17 protein-coding genes and 1 pseudogene are annotated in these 19,576 nt (G+C 66.5%); 17 read left to right on the forward strand and 1 reads right to left on the reverse strand.

Annotated elements, in window-relative coordinates:
• The 17 genes from A3CU_RS0129835 to A3CU_RS47365 all read left to right on the forward strand — a co-directional run.
• Positions 1 to 251, forward strand: a 251-nt coding sequence (locus A3CU_RS0129835; protein WP_027945362.1) for a transposase family protein, incomplete at its 5' end; no start/stop codon positions are given.
• A gap of 921 nt (positions 252 to 1,172) precedes the next feature.
• Entirely contained in the window at positions 1,173 to 2,084 is a 912-nt protein-coding gene (locus A3CU_RS47340) for a ParB/RepB/Spo0J family partition protein (protein WP_043843044.1), read from the forward strand.
• A gap of 110 nt (positions 2,085 to 2,194) precedes the next feature.
• Positions 2,195 to 2,665, forward strand: coding sequence for an RrF2 family transcriptional regulator (locus A3CU_RS0129845; RefSeq protein ID WP_027945363.1), 471 nt, complete (start codon positions 2,195 to 2,197; stop codon positions 2,663 to 2,665).
• A gap of 241 nt (positions 2,666 to 2,906) precedes the next feature.
• Complete coding sequence (locus tag A3CU_RS0129850; protein WP_043843046.1) at positions 2,907 to 3,392, forward strand: quercetin 2,3-dioxygenase; 486 nt, start codon at positions 2,907 to 2,909, stop codon at positions 3,390 to 3,392.
• 49 nt (positions 3,393 to 3,441) lie between these two features.
• A complete protein-coding gene (locus A3CU_RS0129855; protein WP_027945365.1) occupies positions 3,442 to 4,188 on the forward strand; it encodes an SDR family oxidoreductase in 747 nt (248 codons plus the stop codon).
• A 341-nt stretch (positions 4,189 to 4,529) separates the two neighbouring features.
• A complete protein-coding gene (locus tag A3CU_RS47345) occupies positions 4,530 to 5,663 on the forward strand; it encodes a 3-deoxy-7-phosphoheptulonate synthase (RefSeq protein ID WP_084143951.1) in 1,134 nt (377 codons plus the stop codon).
• The gene (locus A3CU_RS0129865) at positions 5,660 to 7,222 is read left to right on the forward strand and encodes a class I adenylate-forming enzyme family protein (protein ID WP_052372403.1); all 1,563 of its coding nucleotides are present in this window, start codon (positions 5,660 to 5,662) and stop codon (positions 7,220 to 7,222) included. The genes A3CU_RS47345 and A3CU_RS0129865 overlap by 4 nt, the downstream gene beginning before the upstream one ends.
• Positions 7,219 to 8,691 carry an FAD-dependent oxidoreductase gene (locus tag A3CU_RS0129870; RefSeq protein WP_043843047.1) on the forward strand — a complete coding sequence of 491 codons (1,473 nt, stop codon included), beginning with the start codon at positions 7,219 to 7,221 and terminating at the stop codon, positions 8,689 to 8,691. The genes A3CU_RS0129865 and A3CU_RS0129870 overlap by 4 nt, the downstream gene beginning before the upstream one ends.
• A gap of 24 nt (positions 8,692 to 8,715) precedes the next feature.
• The gene (gene menD, locus A3CU_RS47350; protein WP_052372404.1) at positions 8,716 to 10,458 is read left to right on the forward strand and encodes a 2-succinyl-5-enolpyruvyl-6-hydroxy-3-cyclohexene-1-carboxylic-acid synthase; all 1,743 of its coding nucleotides are present in this window, start codon (positions 8,716 to 8,718) and stop codon (positions 10,456 to 10,458) included.
• 16 nt (positions 10,459 to 10,474) lie between these two features.
• Positions 10,475 to 11,404 carry a 1,4-dihydroxy-2-naphthoyl-CoA synthase gene (locus A3CU_RS0129880; RefSeq protein WP_027945368.1) on the forward strand — a complete coding sequence of 310 codons (930 nt, stop codon included), beginning with the start codon at positions 10,475 to 10,477 and terminating at the stop codon, positions 11,402 to 11,404.
• Between the two features lie 90 nt (positions 11,405 to 11,494).
• Positions 11,495 to 12,649 (forward strand): AMP-binding protein, encoded by a 1,155-nt coding sequence (locus A3CU_RS0129885; RefSeq protein WP_052372405.1) that lies wholly within the window; start codon positions 11,495 to 11,497, stop codon positions 12,647 to 12,649.
• A gap of 2 nt (positions 12,650 to 12,651) precedes the next feature.
• Positions 12,652 to 13,572, forward strand: a complete 921-nt coding sequence (locus A3CU_RS47355; RefSeq protein WP_052372406.1) for an oxidoreductase — start codon at positions 12,652 to 12,654, stop codon at positions 13,570 to 13,572.
• A gap of 32 nt (positions 13,573 to 13,604) precedes the next feature.
• The gene (locus A3CU_RS53670) at positions 13,605 to 13,745 is read left to right on the forward strand and encodes a hypothetical protein (protein ID WP_211246552.1); all 141 of its coding nucleotides are present in this window, start codon (positions 13,605 to 13,607) and stop codon (positions 13,743 to 13,745) included.
• Positions 13,746 to 13,754: 9 nt separating this feature from the next.
• Positions 13,755 to 14,948: an isochorismate synthase gene (locus A3CU_RS50140; RefSeq protein ID WP_052372408.1), complete on the forward strand. Its 1,194-nt coding sequence runs from the start codon at positions 13,755 to 13,757 to the stop codon at positions 14,946 to 14,948.
• A gap of 86 nt (positions 14,949 to 15,034) precedes the next feature.
• The gene (locus A3CU_RS0129900) at positions 15,035 to 15,994 is read left to right on the forward strand and encodes an o-succinylbenzoate synthase (RefSeq protein ID WP_027945370.1); all 960 of its coding nucleotides are present in this window, start codon (positions 15,035 to 15,037) and stop codon (positions 15,992 to 15,994) included.
• 238 nt (positions 15,995 to 16,232) lie between these two features.
• On the forward strand, positions 16,233 to 17,213 hold the full coding sequence (locus tag A3CU_RS0129905) for a peptidylprolyl isomerase (protein WP_027945371.1): 981 nt from the start codon (positions 16,233 to 16,235) through the stop codon (positions 17,211 to 17,213).
• Between the two features lie 434 nt (positions 17,214 to 17,647).
• Entirely contained in the window at positions 17,648 to 18,634 is a 987-nt protein-coding gene (locus A3CU_RS47365; RefSeq protein ID WP_043843050.1) for an asparaginase, read from the forward strand.
• On the opposite strand, the pseudogene A3CU_RS0129915 reads toward A3CU_RS47365, so the two are convergent.
• Positions 18,614 to 18,940 (reverse strand): annotated as a pseudogene (locus tag A3CU_RS0129915) (M20/M25/M40 family metallo-hydrolase); the annotation flags it as partial. The gene A3CU_RS47365 and the pseudogene A3CU_RS0129915 sit on opposite strands and share 21 nt — an antisense overlap.
• Positions 18,941 to 19,576 lie beyond the last annotated feature (636 nt).

Genomic DNA, 19,576 nt, shown 5'->3' on the forward strand with positions numbered 1-19,576 from the left:
GCTACGAAGGCGCGGGGATCGGCGTGCGCACCCCGATCAAACAACCCGCCGGCAACCAGGTACTCGACGTGGACAACCGGACCTACAACGCCCTCCTCCGCGGACTGCGCTGCCTGGGCGAACGCGGCTTCGCCGTCCTCACCGGCCGCTGGCGCGCCCTCCACCACACCACCGCCCACCCCAGCAAGATCGGCAACATCGTCAAAGCCGCCCTCGTCCTCACCCACTACGAACACGGCCGACTCACCTAAAAATCGTTGAGATCACCTCACTGGGGACGAAAAAGGTCACCACTGACAACTTTCGCGTTGCCGGGAAGCCGGGGCTTGCCGAGGCCGCGAGTGACCGCGGCGACGGCAGTGTCCCCGTACAGAAGCAGATTCATCACCTGACGTCCCACGCCGCCGTGGCTTCGGTGATCAGAATCCTGATGGTCGTTCCTTTTGCTCGATGGATGGATCCAGCCAATGTGGATAAAGAGGTTGAGACAGTGAAAGCTCCCACGCCGCACGGGTCGTATCGGGCACGCCCGTGCGGTGGTGGGGTGTCAGACGGTGGTTGCGGGGGGTTCTTCGACCAGGATGGTGTGGCGGCGACGGGTCGGGACCATCCATGTCGGGTGGGAGATGCTGCGTCGAACACCGACCCGGCCGGTTTACGCTGGTACACCGGTGGTCGGTCCGACTTCAACGCTCGGCACCGAAGGCGGGGTCAGGTGGTCGCACCCTCTCGCCGCGGCGTCTATGCATTGCGGTACAGACCAAGCCGGACCGTGTGGCCACGTTCACAATACCGGTCCCCGGCCAGTTCATGGCGTTGCCGCGGTGAAGACGCAACGCGATGGACGCAGGGATCGGTGGACAGTCATATCTTGGATATGTAGAGTCCAGGTAGTGCGAGCGAGCAAGGGCGCACGAAGCGGCGGTGTCCTGGTGGCGACCGCCTTGCGCGGACCTCGGGCGCCAGCACCGGGAGCCTACTTCAGGCGGGTTCCGTGAGGGAGTGAGCGCCGGGCCCGGGCAAACCGCTGATCGATCAGGGTAGTACATCTGCCGATTCACCAGCCGCGCGAAACATGCCGGAGAATCCTTGGAGAAGCTACCAGAATGCAATCTTCCTCGACGCCATGTTCCTCTGGAGATCAGCACTCGGGCACGCGAATTCCCGTCGCCATGCTGGTGGAGGCGGACTCGCCGCGGCTCGACGGTGAGGACGAGGAGCACATCGCGATACTCGCGGAAAACGATCAGGAACTTCCACCGATTCTCGTGCACCGGCAGTCCATGCGGGTGATTGACGGCATGCACCGCTTGCGGGCTGCGCTGCGACGAGGTGCGGAAACAATTGCCGCCGAATATTTCGACGGTACCGAAGCGGATGCTTTCGTACAAGCCGTGCGAGCGAATATCGGGCACGGGCTGCCATTGTCCTTGCGCGACCGGAAGGCCGCCGCCACTCGGATCGCGCGCTCGCATCCCGGGTGGTCCGACCGAGCCATCGCCAAGGTGACGGGGCTCTCGCACAAAACGGTCGCCGCTGTCCGGCGTTCGAGTGGGGAAGTTACCCAGTCGACGGTGCGGGTGGGGCGAGATGGCCGGGCGCGCCCGGTCGATCCGGTGGGCGGCCGTCGTGCGGTGCGGGACGCCATCGTCGCCAGCCCGAAAGCCTCGTTGCGGGAAGTGGCGCGAAAGGCCGGCGTCTCGGTCGGCACCGCGCAAAAGGTGCGCGAACAGCTGAACCGTGGTGACGATCCGGTTCCCGAGCCACACCACAAGCACGACCCCGGCCACTCGCCGTTACCTCAGCTACTCTGCGGGGACACGCCGGCCACCGGCACAATGCCTGACGAACAGGACATGTCGTCTATCACGCGGAGTCTGTTGACCGATCCGTCACTCAGACTCACTGAATGCGGGCGCGAACTACTCAGATTGCTGGCGGTACACGCGAAGAGCCAGAACCACTGGAACGAGTTGGCCGAGGCGGTGCCCCCGCACCGCGTCGCAGTCGTCTTCAAGCTCGCCAATGAGTACGCAAGGGCATGGGAAGACCTGTGTAAGAAATTGCATAGACGTGCCGCGTAGCGGTGTGGTGGACCGCGATTCGCCACCGACCACCGCCGAAGAGGTCGAGTTCTGACCGATGTCGACCTGGTTGTCCATACTCGACAGCCGAGACATGTAAAATGTCGAGTATGCGAATGGGTCAGGCAGTTGAATGGACCTTGCATTCATGTCTGAATCTGGGCTGGGTCGACCATCCCGTGTCCACGGCCCGGCTCGCCAGGCTCTACGGGCTGCCCGCCGCCTATTTGAACAAGCAACTCCAGGCGCTGGTCCGGGCCGGGATCCTGACCTCCGTGCCGGGGCCGCACGGCGGGTTCCGACTCGCGCGTAACCTGGAGCACGTTTCGCTGCTCGACGTCGTGGTGGCGGTGGAGGGACCGGACAGCGCCTTCCGCTGCACGCAGATCATCCGACACGGCCCGGGTGGCCGGCCGGATGTCGACTACCGGAGCGCGTGCGCGGTCTCCCAGAGTATGCGGCGGGCCGAACTGGCCTGGCGGCGTGAACTCGCCGCGCGCACGCTGGCCGATGTGGCTGCCGACGTCACTCGGCAAAACCCCGACGCACCGGGCCACATTCGCGCCGCGCTCGCCCGATGAAACACTGATTCAGCGGTATACAAGGGGTTTTCTCCTCATCTCGCGAACGCAACTGGCACGACCTATCCTGGATATGTAACATCCAGGTTGTGCGGGGCGGAGGCGGGTGTCCTGCCGTCGGGAGCCACGCAGGATGCGCGACAACTCGGCTTGTTCGCTGAGTACCTCCTCCCTGACTTGATCGGCGATCAAGGGCCGCGGGACGGTCTCGCCGTGAGCAATCAGTAGAAAGGAGAGAATTTTGGCTTCCCAGACATCTCCGTACGCACTCGCCGCCGAGGAAGGCGAGGCGTTCTGGTTCGGGGACTTTCTGATCACAGTCAAGGCATCGGGTGAGCAGACCGGGGGTCGGTTCTCACTTCTCGAGCAGACCGCCGCCAAGGGGGCGGCGACTCCGCTCCACATCCATCCGCACGATGACGAGACGTTCTACGTCCTGGAGGGAGATCTGACCTTCTTCCTCGACGGCCAGAGCCCGATCTCGGCGACGACCGGCTCGTTCGTCCACATCTCCGGCACGACCAAGCACGCCTTACAGGTGGACTCCGAGATCGCGCGGGTCATCGACATCACCACCCCCCGGCACGAGAGCTTCCTGCGCGCCGCGGGGGTCGCGGCCGAGGGCAGGGCCCTTCCTCCGCGGGTGCCGCCGGACATGGAACGGCTTACCGCCGCGGCGCGTGAGTACGGCGTGGAGATCCTGGGTCCGCCGCCAGGCGAGGTCTGATCAGGAGAGTCGCCAAGCGTTCCACGAGTGCAGATAAGGGAGGAAACCAATGAAAATTGCTGTCATGGGTGCCACCGGCACGGCGGGGTCGAGAGTCGTGCGGTCGCTCAAGGCCAAAGACGTCGACGTCGTCGAGGCATCCCGATCGCAGGGCGTCGACCTGGTGAGTGGCGACGGACTGGCGGCCGCGGTGGCCGGGGCCGACGCGGTTATCGACGCCTCGAACGCGTTTCCCCCGAACGAATCGATGGAGTGGTCGCAGGCGCTGACGACCGCGACCCGGAACGTGGTGGAAACGTGCTCGGAGCGCGGCGTGAATCGGCTGGTGTTCCTGTCGATCAGCGGCGTGGAAAACCCTGCCTTCGACAATTTCCCCTATTATGTCGCCAAGCGTGAGCAGGAGAAGATCGTCAAGAACAGCGGGCTCGGCGCGACGATTCTCAAAACCACGCAGTGGTATGAGTTCGCGACCAACCCGGCGGCCGTGACGTTCCGCGAGGACGAGGTCGAGGTGCAGGACTGGCTCATCCAGCCCGTCGCGGTCGACACCGTGGCCGACGTGCTCGTCCGGGAGGCGCTGCAGCCGCCCCGTGAAAGCCCCGTGCTTATTACCGGGCCCAACAAGGTTCGCCTCCCCGAACTGGTCAGGCGGAGGCTGGAGGCGCTCGGAGACGCCAGGCCCGTGCGCACGGTACAGCCGCCTCTCGCCGTGTTGGGCGAGGGCGCTCTGGTCGCCCCGCAACAGGCGCGGGTCGTGGGTCCGGATGTCGACACCTGGCTCGCCGCCCTGAAGTAGACCTATTGCCGCACATCGGCCTGCGGAATCCCGTCGCGGATTCCGCAGGCCTTTGTCATGTTCGAGTGGGGAATCTGTCCGGTTGAACGTTCGGGCCTACCCGTAATAATCTCCGCTGATAATCCCGGGTAAAGATCATTGCATCGGACGGTGGCCGGAACTTCGTGTCCCCGAAACGATGATCTTCGTTGGCCGTGGAATCGGTTGACGTCAGCGCGCGGCATATGGTCGACTGTGTTCCGTCGGGATTTCGGAGTACGCGAGAATTTCTCGCGCCGGTTATCGTGGACCGGTTCACCCGAATATTAATAATTGTTTCTGAAAGGCCGTTGGGGGCCCGGATGCAATCTATCGAAGGCCTGACCGCCGATCGACACGACGTTGGTGGCCGGCTGCGGACAGGGGACGTGGTCACCCCTCGAGAACTGCTCCAGGAACTGCCGGTCAGTGATGCGGCCGGCCACCATGTCCGGGCGGGACGGCGAGCCGTCCGTGAGGTGCTGGGTGGCGACGACGACCGGCTCCTCGTGCTCGTGGGTCCCTGCTCGATCCATGACGTGGATGCCGGCCTGGAGTATGCGAAATCGCTTCGTGTGCTGGCCGACGAACTCGCCGACGACCTGCTTATCGGGATGCGCATGTATTTCGAGAAACCCCGGACGACTGTGGGTTGGCCGGGACTGCTTACCGATCCACAGCTGGACGGAAGCGGAGATCTGACGAGTGGGCTGCGCGCGGCGCGAAACCTGATGCTCGAGGCGGCCGAACTCGGCGTGCTGGTCGCGACGGAATGGTTGAGCCCGGCCGCACCCCCGTACCTGGCGGACCTGGTGTCCTGGGGCGCGATCGGCGCGCGGACGGTCGAGAGCCAGGTGCACCGGCAACTGGCGAGCGGGCTGCCGATGCCGATCGGAATGAAGAACGGCACGTCGGGTTCGGTGGCTCCGGCGATCGCGGCCATCCGGTCCGCGGCCGCTCCGCACTCCTATCTCGGCATCGACGCCAACGGGACAGTCGTCCGCACGCACAGCAGCGGAAATCCGGACTGCCATGTGGTGCTGCGGGGATCGGCCGGCCGGCCCAACTACCACGCCGAAGACGTCCGGGAGACCGGCCGGCAGCTGGCGGCGGAGAAGCTGCCGACCGGGCTCGTCGTGGACGCCAGCCACGGCAACAGCGGCAAGGATCACGAGCGTCAGCCCGTGGTGGCTCGCGAGATCGCCGCGCAGATCGCGGGCAGATCGAGCGATATTCGCGGCGTCATGCTGGAAAGCTTCCTTGTCGCGGGCAGGCAGAACTGCGATCGTCGACGGGGCGTATTCGGACAAAGCATCACCGACGCCTGCATGGGCTGGGACACCACGGTCGACGTGCTCGAGTCTCTTGCCCAAGCCGTGCGCTCGCGCCGGAGTTCCTCATCGACGCATACCGGTATCGACGCAACCCACGAGAAACAACCTGGAGACCGGCAATGAATTTTCTGCTGAAGAACCTGTTGTGGCCGAAATCGCACCCGCTGTACCTGCACGAGAATTTCCTGGCCGCCGCCCGGTCCGCACCGGCGACTCCGATTCACTTCGACAAACCGCTCAACGCCTTTCCCGAGCTCGGGACGCACACCACCTACGCGGAGTCGGCGCAGTCGGTGGCCGAGCTGGCCACGCGGATCATCGAAGCCGGCATCGCGCCGGGCGAGCACGTTGGCGTGTTCAAGTCGGCTTCGTTCGACAGCTACTTGACCGCGGTCGCGCTCTCCTACGCCGGTGCGGTGCCGGTCATGATCTCGCCGCATCTGACGGCGGACACGCTTTCCGCGATGGCCGGCCGGTTGTCGGATCCGTGGCTGATCTACGACTACACCACGGAAAGCAAGATCAAGGCGGTGGAGACCGTCAAGCCGGAGAAGAAGATCGACTTGATCGAGCTCCAGCGCGGGAGCGTCGCCGCGGTGGCGCCGCCCGCCGGGCGACGGCCCATGCACGACATCGCCTACATGACGCACACTTCGGGCACCACGGGAATACCGAAGCTCATCGCGCATTCGCCGACTTCGATGGGATGGCGGGTTACCTGGCAGCGCCGAATCCTGTCGTTGGTCGACAACCGCGGAATCGCGGCGTTCCACGTGTCGCCCGTGCATTCCCGGTTCAACATCGGGATAGCGTCGCTCATGTCCTTCGAGTTTCCGATGCTGGTCATCGCGGACCCCTCGGAGGACAACGTCGAGCAGCTGATGAGGTGTTACCGGCCGCTGACGTTGGAGACGCATCCCAACGATTTCATGCGGTGGGCCTCGTTGGTCGACAAGGACCCGGACATCTTCTCCAGCGTGAAGTACCTGCATTCGACGTTCGACGCGATCAACAAATCCACCATGTTCGCGTTCCTCCGGGCCTCGAAGTACCGGATGCCGGTGTTCCTGCAGGTATACGGCCAGAGTGAATGCGGGCCCATGGTCCTGCGCGCGCACACGCGGCAGAGCCTGCGTTTCACGAACATGCGGTCCATGGGGGTCGGCATGCCGTCGCTGACGAAGGTGCGCGTGGTCGACCAGAACGGTCGCAAGCGGCGCCGCGGCGAGCAGGGCGCAATCGAGATGTTCTCCCGCGGCCGGGCGATCACCTACTACAACGAGGACGAGCGGTTCCAGAGCAACCTGCACGGCGACTGGTGGAACAGCGGGGATGTCGGCAAGATCGACCGGTTCGGGTCGCTGTGGCTGCATGACCGGCAAGTCGACGTGAACGACGGCATCGAGAGCAATCTGGAACTCGAAGACGTGCTCCTCGACCAGCTTCCGTTCCTCAACGAGGTCGTGATAGTCCGGGGAACCGACGGGGGACCGCAACCGGTGGTGTCGGTGGTCGATGGCAAGGAGTTCGACTGGGGAGAGTGGTGGAAGTGCGTGTCCGACATGCCGCGCTTCAACCGGCCGATCATCATGCGATACGAGGAGCTTCCCCGCACGGCAACGGCGAAAGTACAGCGCCGTCAGCTCGAGGCGGTCCTGGGCTCCGGGACGGCCAACTCATGACAGAGGGCGCAACGGCTCCGCTGCCCTCGGTCGTGGTGGTGGGAGCGGGCCCCAGTGGGCTTGTCGCCGCAAGCCTGCTGAGCGGTGCGGGCTTGCGGGTCCGGCTGCTCGAACGGCTTCGTGCCCGGCGCGAGGGCACCCGCGCGCCCACCTTGTGGCCGCGGGCGATGAACGTCATGGACCTGATCCGCTGCGGCCGGCGGGTCCGTGATGTGGCGCACCGGGTGGACAACCTGACGTTCGTCGACGACGGTAATCGCACGCGGGTTCCCCTAAAAGACCTGGCCTGCTGGACGCTGCCGCAGTACCAGTTGGAGGAAATCCTGGAAAACCGCGCCCGCGAGCTGGGTGTCACGATTTCCCGGGACACGGAGGTCGGCAGCCTCACCGGCTCGACACCCGGCAACATTTCCCTGTGCGTGCGGCGAAACGGTGTAGACGAGCTTGTCGACGCCGATGTCGTGATCGCGGCCGATGGGGCGCACTCCGCGGTCCGGAAGTCGCTGGACATCGATTTCGCTGGACACGAGTACGGCTCCCGGTTCGGACTCGTCGATTTCGTGGACGAAGCGGGAGAGTATGCCCGCGACACAGTCGAAACGTATACGGGCGAACCGGGAACGCTGGTGGTCGTGCCACTGCCTGGCAAGGTGATCCGGCTGGTCGCGCCGCTGGGCGATCGCGACGCCGAAAGCCTGCAGGTGATCCGGGAAAGAATCGAACGGTACGGGTTCAAGGGCGAATTCGGCGACCTCAGCTGGCGGTCGGTGTTCTACGTCTCGGTGAAGATCGCCGAGCGGTTCAGCGATGGCGGCGTCGCACTGATCGGTGACGCGGCGCACGTGCAGTCGCCGGCCGGCGGCCGGGGAATGAACAACGCGATCGAGGACGCGATGTCCGTGGCACTGCACATTATCTCGGCCACGACACGGCCTGATCCGGATTACGCACATGCCTTGTCGGACTATGCGAGCGAGCGACGAAGGTTCGTCGAGGCCGAGCTCGGATTGATCCAGCGGAGGACGGACCGGTGGGTGTCGAGTTCCTCGGCTGACGACGAAGCTTCTACCGAGGAGGCGCGGCTCCCCGGACTGCCTGCCGAGCGTCGCGCCGCCTTGCGGGCCGCCGGTATTCCGGCCACCGGCCACGGTGGCGGCGCGGTCGTCGGCACGGAGGTGTGCTGGCGGGACATCGGCATCGAGCCGGACGCTCTGGGCCGGCCCTCGGTGCTGGTCGTCGGCGGTCTCGAGCTCCCGGCGATCACGGGTTCGACGGTCGCGCCGCACGTTTACGAAGTAGCGAAACTGCACCTCATCGGCAGGCCGGAGCCGGCACCGAACGGGATCTACGTAGTGCGTCCGGACGGAACCGTGCCGGCCTTCTGGCCGGAGCGATGGTGCCGGGATCGCCCGACGCTGGCCGCGGACATCGGGACCGCGTGCCGGCAGGCGAGCGGGCACTCCGGGTAACGGCTTCTCCATCGAGGTATCGAAGTGGCTATCGAGCCGAATGTGTTGGCGGCCGTGGTCGTCGACGAACTCATCAGGAACGGCGTCACGAAATTCGTGTATTGCCCGGGATCCCGGAACGGCCCGGTCGGCTTCGCGTTGGTCAACCGCGCCGAGCGGGGCGATGTCGACCTGCATGTCCGTCTGGACGAACGCTCCGCCGCGTTCGTCGCCCTGGGTCTGGCCCGGGGCGGCGGAAAGCCGGCGGCGGTCGTCACCACCTCCGGGACCGCGGTCGCGAATCTGCTGCCCGCGGTTTGCGAGGCCGACCAAGGACAGGTGCCGCTGCTCGTGCTCAGCGCGAACCGGCCTCCGGAGGCGCTCGGCACCGGGGCCAGCCAGACCGTCGAACAGTTCGGCTTCTTCGACGGGCAGGTGCGGTACAAGGTCCAGGTAGGAAGCGCTCAGCAAGGTGACGAGGTGGTGAGCCGGTACGCTCGGAGCCAGGTTTCGACCGCGGTGCTGGCCTGCTTCGGCGGGTTCGGGCGAGCGCACGGGCCGGTGCAGGTGGACCTGCCGCTGGTCTCCGGCAAACCACCGTCGATCCCGGACGTCGAGGGACCCTGCGGACGTGACCGGGGCCTGCCCTGGGTGGCCGTGCCGCCGCGAACTGCCAGTGGATCACGGACGGACATCGATCTGGCCCGGCCGACCGTCGTGGTCGCCGGTGACGGCGCCGACGTGCACGAGGTGCCGGCCGACATACCGCTGGTCGCCGAGCCGACCGTCGAGGTGGAGGGGCGTGTTCGTATCCACCCGTGGGCTCTCGACTACCTGTCGCCACGACAGGTCGTCGTACTCGGGAGGCCCACCTTGCATCGTGCGGTGTCCGCGCTGCTCGAACGCGACGACGTCGAATTGTTCGTGCAATCCGGTGCGGTCCTGGAAGGGATCTTCGCGGGTACGCACGCGAACCGCATAAGCGATCACTACCGATTCGACGGGAAGAGTCCACCGGAATGGACGAAGCAGGTCTGGGACGCCGACCGGATCGTGCGGGAGTGCTGGGAAGAATGCCTGGACCAGACCGCCGACACGCCGACCGGGCTGCACGTGGCGCGCCGGCTCCTGGCTGCGGTTCGTCCCGCGCACCTGTTGTGGGTCGGGGCCTCGAACCCGATCCGCGACGTGGGCCTGGTCGCCGACCTTCCCGCCGGTGTCCGGGTTTATTCCAACCGGGGAGTGGCGGGCATCGACGGAACGATCGCGTCGGCTATCGGGCTGGCCCTGAACCGGCCCACCCAGGCGGTGATCGCGTTCGTCGGTGACCTGACCTTCGAGCACGACGCCTCCTCCCTCCAGTTCGGAACGCTGGAAAGGCGACCGGACAATCTGACGATCGTGGTCTCGAACGACAACGGTGGCGGCATTTTCGAGACCCTGGAACAGGGCGACCGGAAGTACCAGGGTGCCGAGTTCGGGGGCGCCTTCGAACGAATCTACGGAACGCCGCAACAGACCGACATCAAGGCGATCTGCCAGGCATACGGCGTTCGGTACCGGAACGGGGACGACGGTCGGTGGATGGCCGGCCTGGGCGCGCGGCACGGTATGGAAGTCATCGAGATCAGCACGCGGCGGTCCTCATTGCGCGACATTCACGCCGAAGTGCGCGAACGAATGAACCGCGCCATGACCACGGTGAACGGCATTCAACACGCGAGATCGGCACCTGGTGATGGAGCGCAACGATGTACGGGGGCGGGTAGCCAGGCCGCGACTGCTTAGGAAGGGTGGACAAAAAGTGGCCGAAGCGAAGACGAATGGCCAGCCGTTCCGGGAATCCGACTGGAAACCGGTCGGCGGGTTCGAATTCCAGGACATCACTTATCACCGCTACACCGGGACCGAGCGGAGTTCGGGCGGGAACGACATCGGGGCGGTGCGCATCGCCTTCAACCGGCCGGAGGTCCGGAACGCCTTCCGGCCACGGACGGTGGACGAGCTTTACACCGCCCTCGACGACGCCCGCCGCACGTCCGATGTCGGCACCGTCATCGTGACCGGAAACGGTCCGTCGCCAAAGGACGGTGGCTGGGCGTTCTGCTCCGGAGGCGACGAGCGCGTTCGGGGTAGCGACGGTTACCGGTATGAGGAGAACGGCACGAATCCAGCCGGGCACGGGCGACTCCATATCCTCGAGGTGCAACGGCTGATCCGGGCCATGCCCAAGGTGGTCATCGCCGTCGTCAACGGATGGGCGGCGGGTGGGGGCCATTCGCTGCATGTCGTGTGCGACCTCACCATCGCGTCCCGGCAGCACGGGACCTTCAAGCAGACGGACGCCACCGTCGGCTCGTTCGACGGCGGCTACGGTTCGGCCTTGCTGGCCAAACAGGTGGGCCAGAAGCGGGCTCGGGAGATCTTCTTCCTGGCGCGGCCGTACTCGGCGGAGGAGATGTCCGCGCTGGGCGCGGTCAACCAGGTCGCCGATCACGGCGAGATCGAGGACGCGGCACTGAAGATGGCCGTGGACATCGCCGGTCAGTCGCCTCAGGCGATTCGTATGCTCAAGTTCGCTTTCAACCTGCCGGACGACGGCATGTTCGGCCAGCAGTTGTTCGCCGGTGAAGCGACGCGGCTGGCCTACATGACCGCGGAGGCGGTGGAAGGACAGACAGCGTTCCTGGAAAAGCGCGGACCCGACTGGTCGGCTTTTCCCCGTTATTACTGATCGGAGAGCGTTATCAAAAACGCGCGATGGGCCCCGTGGTTTCCCTTCACAAAGACGTACACGTGCTGAATAACTCTGGAAGAAGAAATCATGCACATCCCGCTGAAGAAAATCGTGCTGTCCGACGACCGAGGCACGGCGCTGGAGGAATTGCGGTACGGCATTGACGCCGCGTTGTCGGGAGGCGTCGCGATCGCTCCGGTTTCCGGCGCCAACGCCGACGTAAGCCTCCCGGATTCCGTGTCCGACGACATCGCCGTAGTGATCACCACGTCGGGGTCGACCGGACGGCCGAAGAAGACGATGCTCAGCCGGAACTCCCTGAGGGCGTCTGCCGCGGGAGTGCGGCGCGCGCTGGGCGGCCCCGGGGGTTGGCTGCTGACGTTACCGCCCAGCTATGTCGCGGGTTTTCAGGTGGTGGCCCGATCCGTCCTGTTCGATTCGCCGGTGGTGTGCCTGGACGGATCGGCGGGGTTCACCACCGGCGAATTCGTCGACGCGAGCCGGAAGCTGCATGCGAGCCGACGGTATGTGTCCGTGGTTCCGACGCAACTGAGGCGCATGGTGGCGGACCCGGCCGCACGCGATGAACTGTCGAGATTCGACGCCGTGCTGGTGGGCGGTGCGCGGTTGGATCCCGCCACGGCCGATCAGGCGCGGCCCGTGGCCACGATCCGCACGACATATGGGATGACCGAGACCTGCGGCGGATGCGTCTACGACGGTATCGCGCTGGACGGAGTGCGGATGAGGATCGTGGGCGGTGAGGTCCACCTCGGCGGTCCCGTCCTCGCGGACGGGTACCTGGACGACGATCGACTGACCGCGGCGGCCTTCTACGAAGACTCGTCGGGGCGGTGGTACCGGACCGCCGATCGGGGCAGGTTCGAAAACGGCCGGCTGGAGATCGAGGGCCGGCTCGACGATGTGATCAATACGGGCGGCGTCAAGGTGCCGCCTCGGGCCGTCGACGAATGTATCGAGAGCTGTTCCGGTGTCGAGGAATCGCTCACCTTCGGTATTCCCGACGACGAATGGGGCGAGGCGGTCGTCAGCTACGTGTGTGCCCGTCCGGGCAGCGCGCTGGACGCGGAGCGCCTGCGCGGAGTGGTCCGGGAAAGACTGGACCGGTATTCGGCACCGCGGTCGGTGCTGGTGTCGGATGATCCGCCTCGCCTGCCCAACGGCAAGTTGGACCGAATGCGGATCCACGAGTTCTTCGTCCGTCGAAAGGAGCGGTGCTGACAATGAATATCGAGCCGGATCTGTTCTCGCCATACGAAATGGGGAGGACGAAGCTGCGGAACCGCCTCGTCATGTCGCCCATGGGCCGCCGTCGGGCGCACGAGAGTGGTACACCGAGCGAATTGATGGCCGAATACTACGGTCAGCGAGCCTCGGCCGGGCTCGTCATCACCGAAAGCACGCACCCGGCGCTGCACGGTAAGGGGCAGCCCGGTAGCCCGCACTTGTTCTCCGAGGCCGACAAGCGGTCCTGGGCCAAGGTGGTTTCCGCGGTACACGACGCGGGCGGTACCGTCTTCGTTCAACTGATGCACTCGGGGAGCGCCGGCCATCACTCGGTGAACGGCGGACGGCAACCCCTCGCGCCATCGCCGGTCCGGCCACGGGAAACGACCAAAGTGGATGGTGAAGTCGTGGAATACCCGGTACCGCGCGAGATGGCCGTCGAGGACATACGACGGGTGATCGCCGAGTACACCGCGAGCGCGGCGCTGGCGATCGATGCCGGGTTTGACGGTGTCGAACTCCATGTGGGTAACGGGTTTCTGCCCCAGCAGTTCCTTGCCTCCGGGAGCAATCGCCGCACCGACGAGTTCGGCGGTTCGCCGCGGAACCGGTGCCGCTTCGTGCTGGACCTCGTGCGGGCGCTGTCCGGTACGATCGGGGCGGAACGCGTCGGGTTCAAGATCTCGCCGGGGTTCTCAGTGAACCAGGTCGAGGAGATCGACGCGCTGGAAACCTACACGCACCTGTTGCGCCATCCGGACATGGCGGGTTTGGCCTACTGCCACACTTCGGCGTTCAGCGACGCGGCGATGCTGGGCTGGATCGCGGACAACTGGCGGGGGACCTGGATACACAATGTGGGCATCAATCCGACAGTAAGCGCGCAGGCCGTCCGGACAAATTGCTGGCCGCCCTGAACCGGGGCGCCGACCTGGTTTCGGTCGGACGTGTGTTCATCGCGAACCCGGATCTCGTCGAGCGGCTCGAACACGACTGGCCGCTGGCGATCCCCGAGGAAAGCTCGTTCTACGGCGGCGGCGCGGCCGGATATACCGACTATCCGGCCAGCCGTCACCTGATCGCGAAGTGAGGATGGCAAATGGAAAACTCCTTGCAGTTCAGGTTCGACAACGCCGAGACCGGCTTCCGGGTTGATGGCGGCGACACTACCTTCGGGTCGCTGGAGGACGCGGTGTCGTGGCTTCACGACACCGCGGTGCCGAACCCCGTCGTGGCTGGTCTGATCCCTTATGAACATGGCGGCTGCTCGTTGTTCGGTGCTTCGAAAGACGAGATCGAGAGTGGTCCGCGACGCGCGGTGACCAGCCGCCCGCCGACCCGGTTCCACTACGACGTCCGGTTCAACACGGTGGAGGCCGAGCGGTACCTGACTGCTCTGGAAAACGCGCTGGGCAGCCTACAGGACCCGTCGTCGGAGTTGCGAAAGGTCGTGTTGTCCCGGGTCGAACGTTATATTTTTCAAGGCGATTTCCCGGTCGGCGACTGCTATGATTTCATGAACACCAGTTACCCCACGGGCAACAATTTCTGCGTCCGGAACATACAGCGGGACGGCTGCTACCACTTGGGTTCAAGTCCGGAGTTGTTCCTGAGCAGGCAAGGTCGGCGGATCGCGCTGCACCCGCTGGCGGGCACCCTCTCGAAGGATTCATCCAGGTCGCCCGAAGACGACCGAAGGCGCGCCGAGAACTTGTTTTCCGCTGCGAAGTTCCGCGACGAGCACGCCTATCTGGTCGACTTCCTGCGGGAGGCCCTGGCTGGGTTCTGTGAGTCGCTGGTCGTGCCACCGGATCCGGAAATCGTCTCGGCTTCCCATGTCTGGCATCTGGGCACGCCGATCGAAGGCGTGCTGAAGTCGCCCGACATCGGCTTGGCGAAGATGCTGGATGTCCTGCATCCGTCGCCGGCGGTCTGCGGTGTGCCACGGAGCGCGGCGAACGAGTTCATCGCCGAGCACGAAGGACGCCGTGGCTACTACGCGGGCTTGGTGGGCTGGTTCGACGATCGGGCGAACTGCGAGCTGTACCTGGCGTTGCGCGGGATGGAGGTCGATCTCGCCGCCGGCCACGTGGATCTGCGCGCCGGCGGGGGAATCGTTGAGGAGTCCTCGATTCCGCTGGAGTTCGGGGAAGCTGGGGCGAAGATGTCGACGATGCAGAAGGTGCTGGGGATCGAGGCCGGCCCGGCCGCGGCGGCCTGGGGCTCGGATGACTCGGCGGGCACGGACTCGCGTGGACCGGTGACGGTCGGCGGAGCCGGCGCCGGCCGGTGACATCAGGCTCCGCGGACGGAGGCACGATGAACCCGCATTGTCCGTCGCCCTGCGCACCTTGGACGACTGCGAGAGGACGTAAGACCATGCACGAAATCGAGCCGCACGTGTACGCGATCCGGATGCGTAACCGGTTCCGCGGCATCGAAGTGCGTGAGGGGGTGCTGCTCCGGGGAAAGACGGGTTGGGGAGAGTTCTGCGCGTTTGGCAACTATTCCGTCGCCGAGAGCGCGCCGTGGTTCTCCTGCGCGTACGAATCGGCGATGGCCGACTGGCCGGAACCGGTTCGCGAGCGAATTCCGGTCAACTGCACCGTTCCCGCCGTCTCGCCAGAACGGGCGTACGAGATCGTGACGACGTCGGGTTGCCACACCGCGAAGGTGAAGGTCGCCGATCCCCGATCCTCCATTGTGGAGGACTGTGACCGCGTCGCGGCAGTACGCGACGCGCTAGGCGGCTCCGGCGGGATCCGGGTCGACGCGAACGGGGCGTGGGACGTCGACGGCGCCGTCGTGGCGATCGGCGAGCTGAATCGGGCCGCGAAGGGGCTGGAATACGTGGAGCAGCCGTGCCCGAGCGTCGAGGAATTGGCCGCGGTACGCCGCAAGGTCGACGTTCGGGTCGCCGCGGACGAGTCGATCCGGCTGGCCGAAGACCCACTGCGGGTCGCGGTGGCCGGGGCGGCCGATGTCGCGGTGCTCAAGGTGGCCCCGCTCGGCGGAGTGCACAGGGCGCTCCGCGTCGCCGAGGCTTGCGGGTTGCCCTGTGTGGTCTCCTCGGCCGTGGAGACCAGCGTCGGGCTGGCCGCCGGCCTGGCGCTCGCCGGCGCACTGCCCGGGCTGGAGTTCGCCTGCGGCCTCGGTACGACGTCCCTGCTGACCGGGGACGTCGTACCTGATTCACTGTCCGCAGTGGACGGTTGGCTACCGGTTCCGCGTCGCGCTCCGGCGCCCGACCCCGCGTTGCTGCGGCGTTACGCCGCCGATCCTGCCACGGGCGAGCGGTGGCTGTCCCGGCTGTCGCAGGTCGCCGCCGCTGGTGTCTAAGGGCTGATCGCACGCGCACCGCCGGGCGGGTCCCCGGCCGCCGGCATGAGACACCACCGGCATGTCGCTGCTCAACGGCGTGGGCCTGCAAGACGCTGCTGGATCGCCGGGGACGACCCGCTGGCCGCGAAGTGGCCCGAACGGGCCGAGTACGCCCTGGGGCTCTCCTTGATCGGGTGTCCCGGCCCGGGGAGGCGGCCCGCGCGGCAGAATGGTGGTCTAGATGAGGGGAGCGCCGATGAGCGAGCCGGGCGGACCGGACGACCAGGGCGGCGGGGCGCCGCAACAGCCGTCGTACCCGTATCCCCAGCAGCAATATCCCCAGCAGCAGTATCCGCATTGGCAGTATCCGCAGTGGCAGCCGTCGATGCCGCCGAAGAAGACGTCGCCGGCCGCTGTCGCGCTGGTCACCGGGTCGGTCGTCGTGGTCGTCATGATGGTGCTCGCGTTCCTGGCCTGGGGTTATCCCGGGTTCCTGCGGAAGCCGGCCGCAAACGCCAGCGGCGGATGGTTCACGACGTCGCCGACCGCCCGGACGACGCTCGTGTCGCCCACGCCGGCCGAGACGCCGACCGTCCGGGTCCCGCCGTCAGGTGACCGGGCGCCGATGCCGAAGCGGACGACGCCGCTCGCCAACCCGGTCACCTGCTCGTTCACGCCCGACTCCGGCACGCCCGCGCCGAAGAAGGCCACGCCGCCGCCGGACGGCCCGGCGCCGTCGGCGGGCACGGTCCCGGTGCGGATCGCGACCAGCGCGGGCGACATCGGGCTGACGCTGGACCGCGCGCTGGCGCCGTGCACGGTCGTGAACTTCCTGAGCCTTGCCAAGCAGGGGTTCTACGACGGAACCTCGTGCCACCGGCTGTCCGTGGTGACCGGTCTGCGGATGCTGCAGTGCGGCGACCCGGTGGGCGACGGCACCGGCGGCCCGGGCTACACGATCAAGGACGAGACGTTCCCGGAGCTGACGTACGGCCGCGGCGTGCTCGCGATGGCGACGACCGCCGAACCCGACTCGGGCGGCTCCCAGTTCTTCCTGGTCTTCGGCGAGGCACAGATCCCGCCGTCCTACACGGTGTTCGGCAGCATCGACGACGCCGGCCTGGCCGTCCTCGACAAGGTGGCCGCCGGCGGCGTCGACCCGGCCGCGCAAGGAATAGGCGACGGCAGCGGCCCGCCGAAGATCCCGGTGACCTTCATCGGGATCACCACCCCCTGACGGGCGTCAGGGCCGGTCGAAAAGCGTCTCGCCTCGTCATGAGGCAGCGGGAGATGCGCCCGCGAATTCTTCCGTGCCGCAACAACTCCGGTCAGTGAACGCCAATCCTACGTTGGGGCCACTGTCCGAGAACCTTCCAGCACCTCGCTGCGGATCAGATCTGTGCGGGCGCGAGGGTTTCTTGGGCGTTCGTGCCGGGATCGGTGGTGTCGATGAAGTTGATGGGCGTCCAGCGCCTAGGATTTCCTGTATGCCATCGCCCCGCTGTGCCAGCCCGTACCCGGGCGTTGGCCCGGACACAACCAGCGCATTGTCGGCGTCCTTGTCGACGGCCTGAACCGCCCGGCCACCTAACTGCCGTTGCGGTACCAGCCCGGTCGCCACCGTCAGCCGTTACTCGCGCCCCGAACAGGTAATCGCCAGAAAGGTCCTGCATGACTGCCAGCCCGCGAACCAGCACTCCGCACGCGACAAGCCCCGTCCCGGTCGCCGAAGTAGTGCGGGGCGAGCTGGTGGAATCGGTCCATTTTGGATCCGCGATCGCCGTCGACCCCGACGGGACCGTGTTGTTCGAGGTCGGGGCCACCCGTACGCCGATGTTCCCGCGCTCGGCGATGAAACCCTTGCAGAGCGTGGGCATGCTCGATGCCGGACTCGATCTGGACGCAGAGCTGCTGGCCCTGGCGTGCGCTTCGCACGGTGGTGAGCGGTTTCACCTCGAAGGTGTTCGCCGCATTCTCGACCAGGCCGGCCTCGCCGAGGCGGATCTGCAGAACACTCCCGGCTTCCCACTGGATGAAGCCGCCCAAGCCGCCTACGGCACGGTGCCGAGTTCACTGGCGGGCGACTGCTCCGGCAAGCACGCCGCGATGCTGGCCACCTGCGTCGCGAACGACTGGCCGACGGTCACCTACCGGATGCCGGACCACCCGTTGCAGCAGCGGATCGCGGCCACCGTGTCCGAACTGGCCGATGAAGCGATCGCCACCACCGCGGTCGATGGTTGTGGCGCCCCGTTGTTCGGCCTGAGCCTGCACGGCCTCGCCACCGCCTTCGGCACGATCAGGAAGGCGAAAACCACGGCGACGCAGCGGGTGTCGACGGCGGTCAGCGAGCATCCGGAGTGGGTCGCGAGCACGACGCACCCCAACACCAGGCTGCTTCGCGCGCTGCCGGGCAGCATCGGGAAAGGTGGCGCCGAAGGCGTTCTCGCCCTTGCGGTTCCGGACGGCCCTGCCATTGCGATCAAGATCGCCGACGGCTCGCACCGGCCCAATCCCGTGCTCGCCGTGGCCCTGCTCCGGACGCTCGGCATCACCAACGCCGAACTCGACGAACTGGCCCAGGTGCCAGTCCTCGGACACGGCAAACCCGTCGGCGTGGTCCGCGCGGTCGAGCACCTAATCCCCGCCTTCCAGTAGCTTACGGCCCGGCGTTCCGACGGCCGCGCCGTAAGCGATCAGCAGCGCTGGATCGTCGCCGTTGGTGCGGTAGCCGAGAGTAGCGCCATCGGTACGGGCGTCAGACGACCGGTGCCGCCCCCAGAAGTGTTCTTCGCCGTCCACCAACGCGATGGCGATGTCGCATGCGGGCTCGGCCCCGGCCGCCACCAGCGTCTGCACCGCACCAAGCGCAGCAGCGATGCCGCCTTTGGTGTCCACGGCTCCGCGGCCGTGGACGCGGCCGTTACGGTAGACCTCGCCGAAAGGCGGTACCGACCAGCGCTCTGCATCCCCCGGCGGGGGACGTCGACGTGCCCGTTGACCACGACGGTCCGGCTCGACCGCGACCGCAGCGGCGGCCTCGCCACGAGGACGCGGCGTTCATCGAGCGCGGGCTCCGCGTCGAGTTCGCCAGTCTCGCGCAGGCTCGACGCGGCGAGCGTCAGTTCGTCGACCCGCCAGCCGCGCTCCAGGCACCGGGCCCGGTAGAAGGCGGTGGCCGAGTGTTCCCTCCCCGCTGATGTTGGGCGGCGGACCGACTCCGCGAGGAACTCGATCGTCTGCGCCCGCTGCGTCTGCAGGTGAGCGATCACGCGGTCTCGGACCGCCGCTTCGGTGCGTGCCATCGGCGACTCCCGTCATGGTGAACGATGCGAGGAGTCTGTGCGGCGCGGTGCACAGACACTATGTTGACTAGCTTCGTCGTCGACTATCTGAAAAGGTGAGGTGTACGACACGTGCCAGAAACCCCGGCTGGCGGTCGTGGGGGATGTCAGCGATGTGCCAGGACGCATCCGTCGACCGCATGGGGCTGTCCGGTCACCTGAGCATCGCCGAGCTGGGCCCGGACGAGTTCCAGCGGGTCTAGGTAACGAATCGGGAATCCCCGGGACAAACGGCGCTTCGCTGGTTATTGTTCGG

Origin of the sequence: Amycolatopsis taiwanensis DSM 45107 (genome assembly GCF_000519205.1) — a bacterium.
GTDB lineage: Bacteria > Actinomycetota > Actinomycetes > Mycobacteriales > Pseudonocardiaceae > Amycolatopsis_E > Amycolatopsis_E taiwanensis.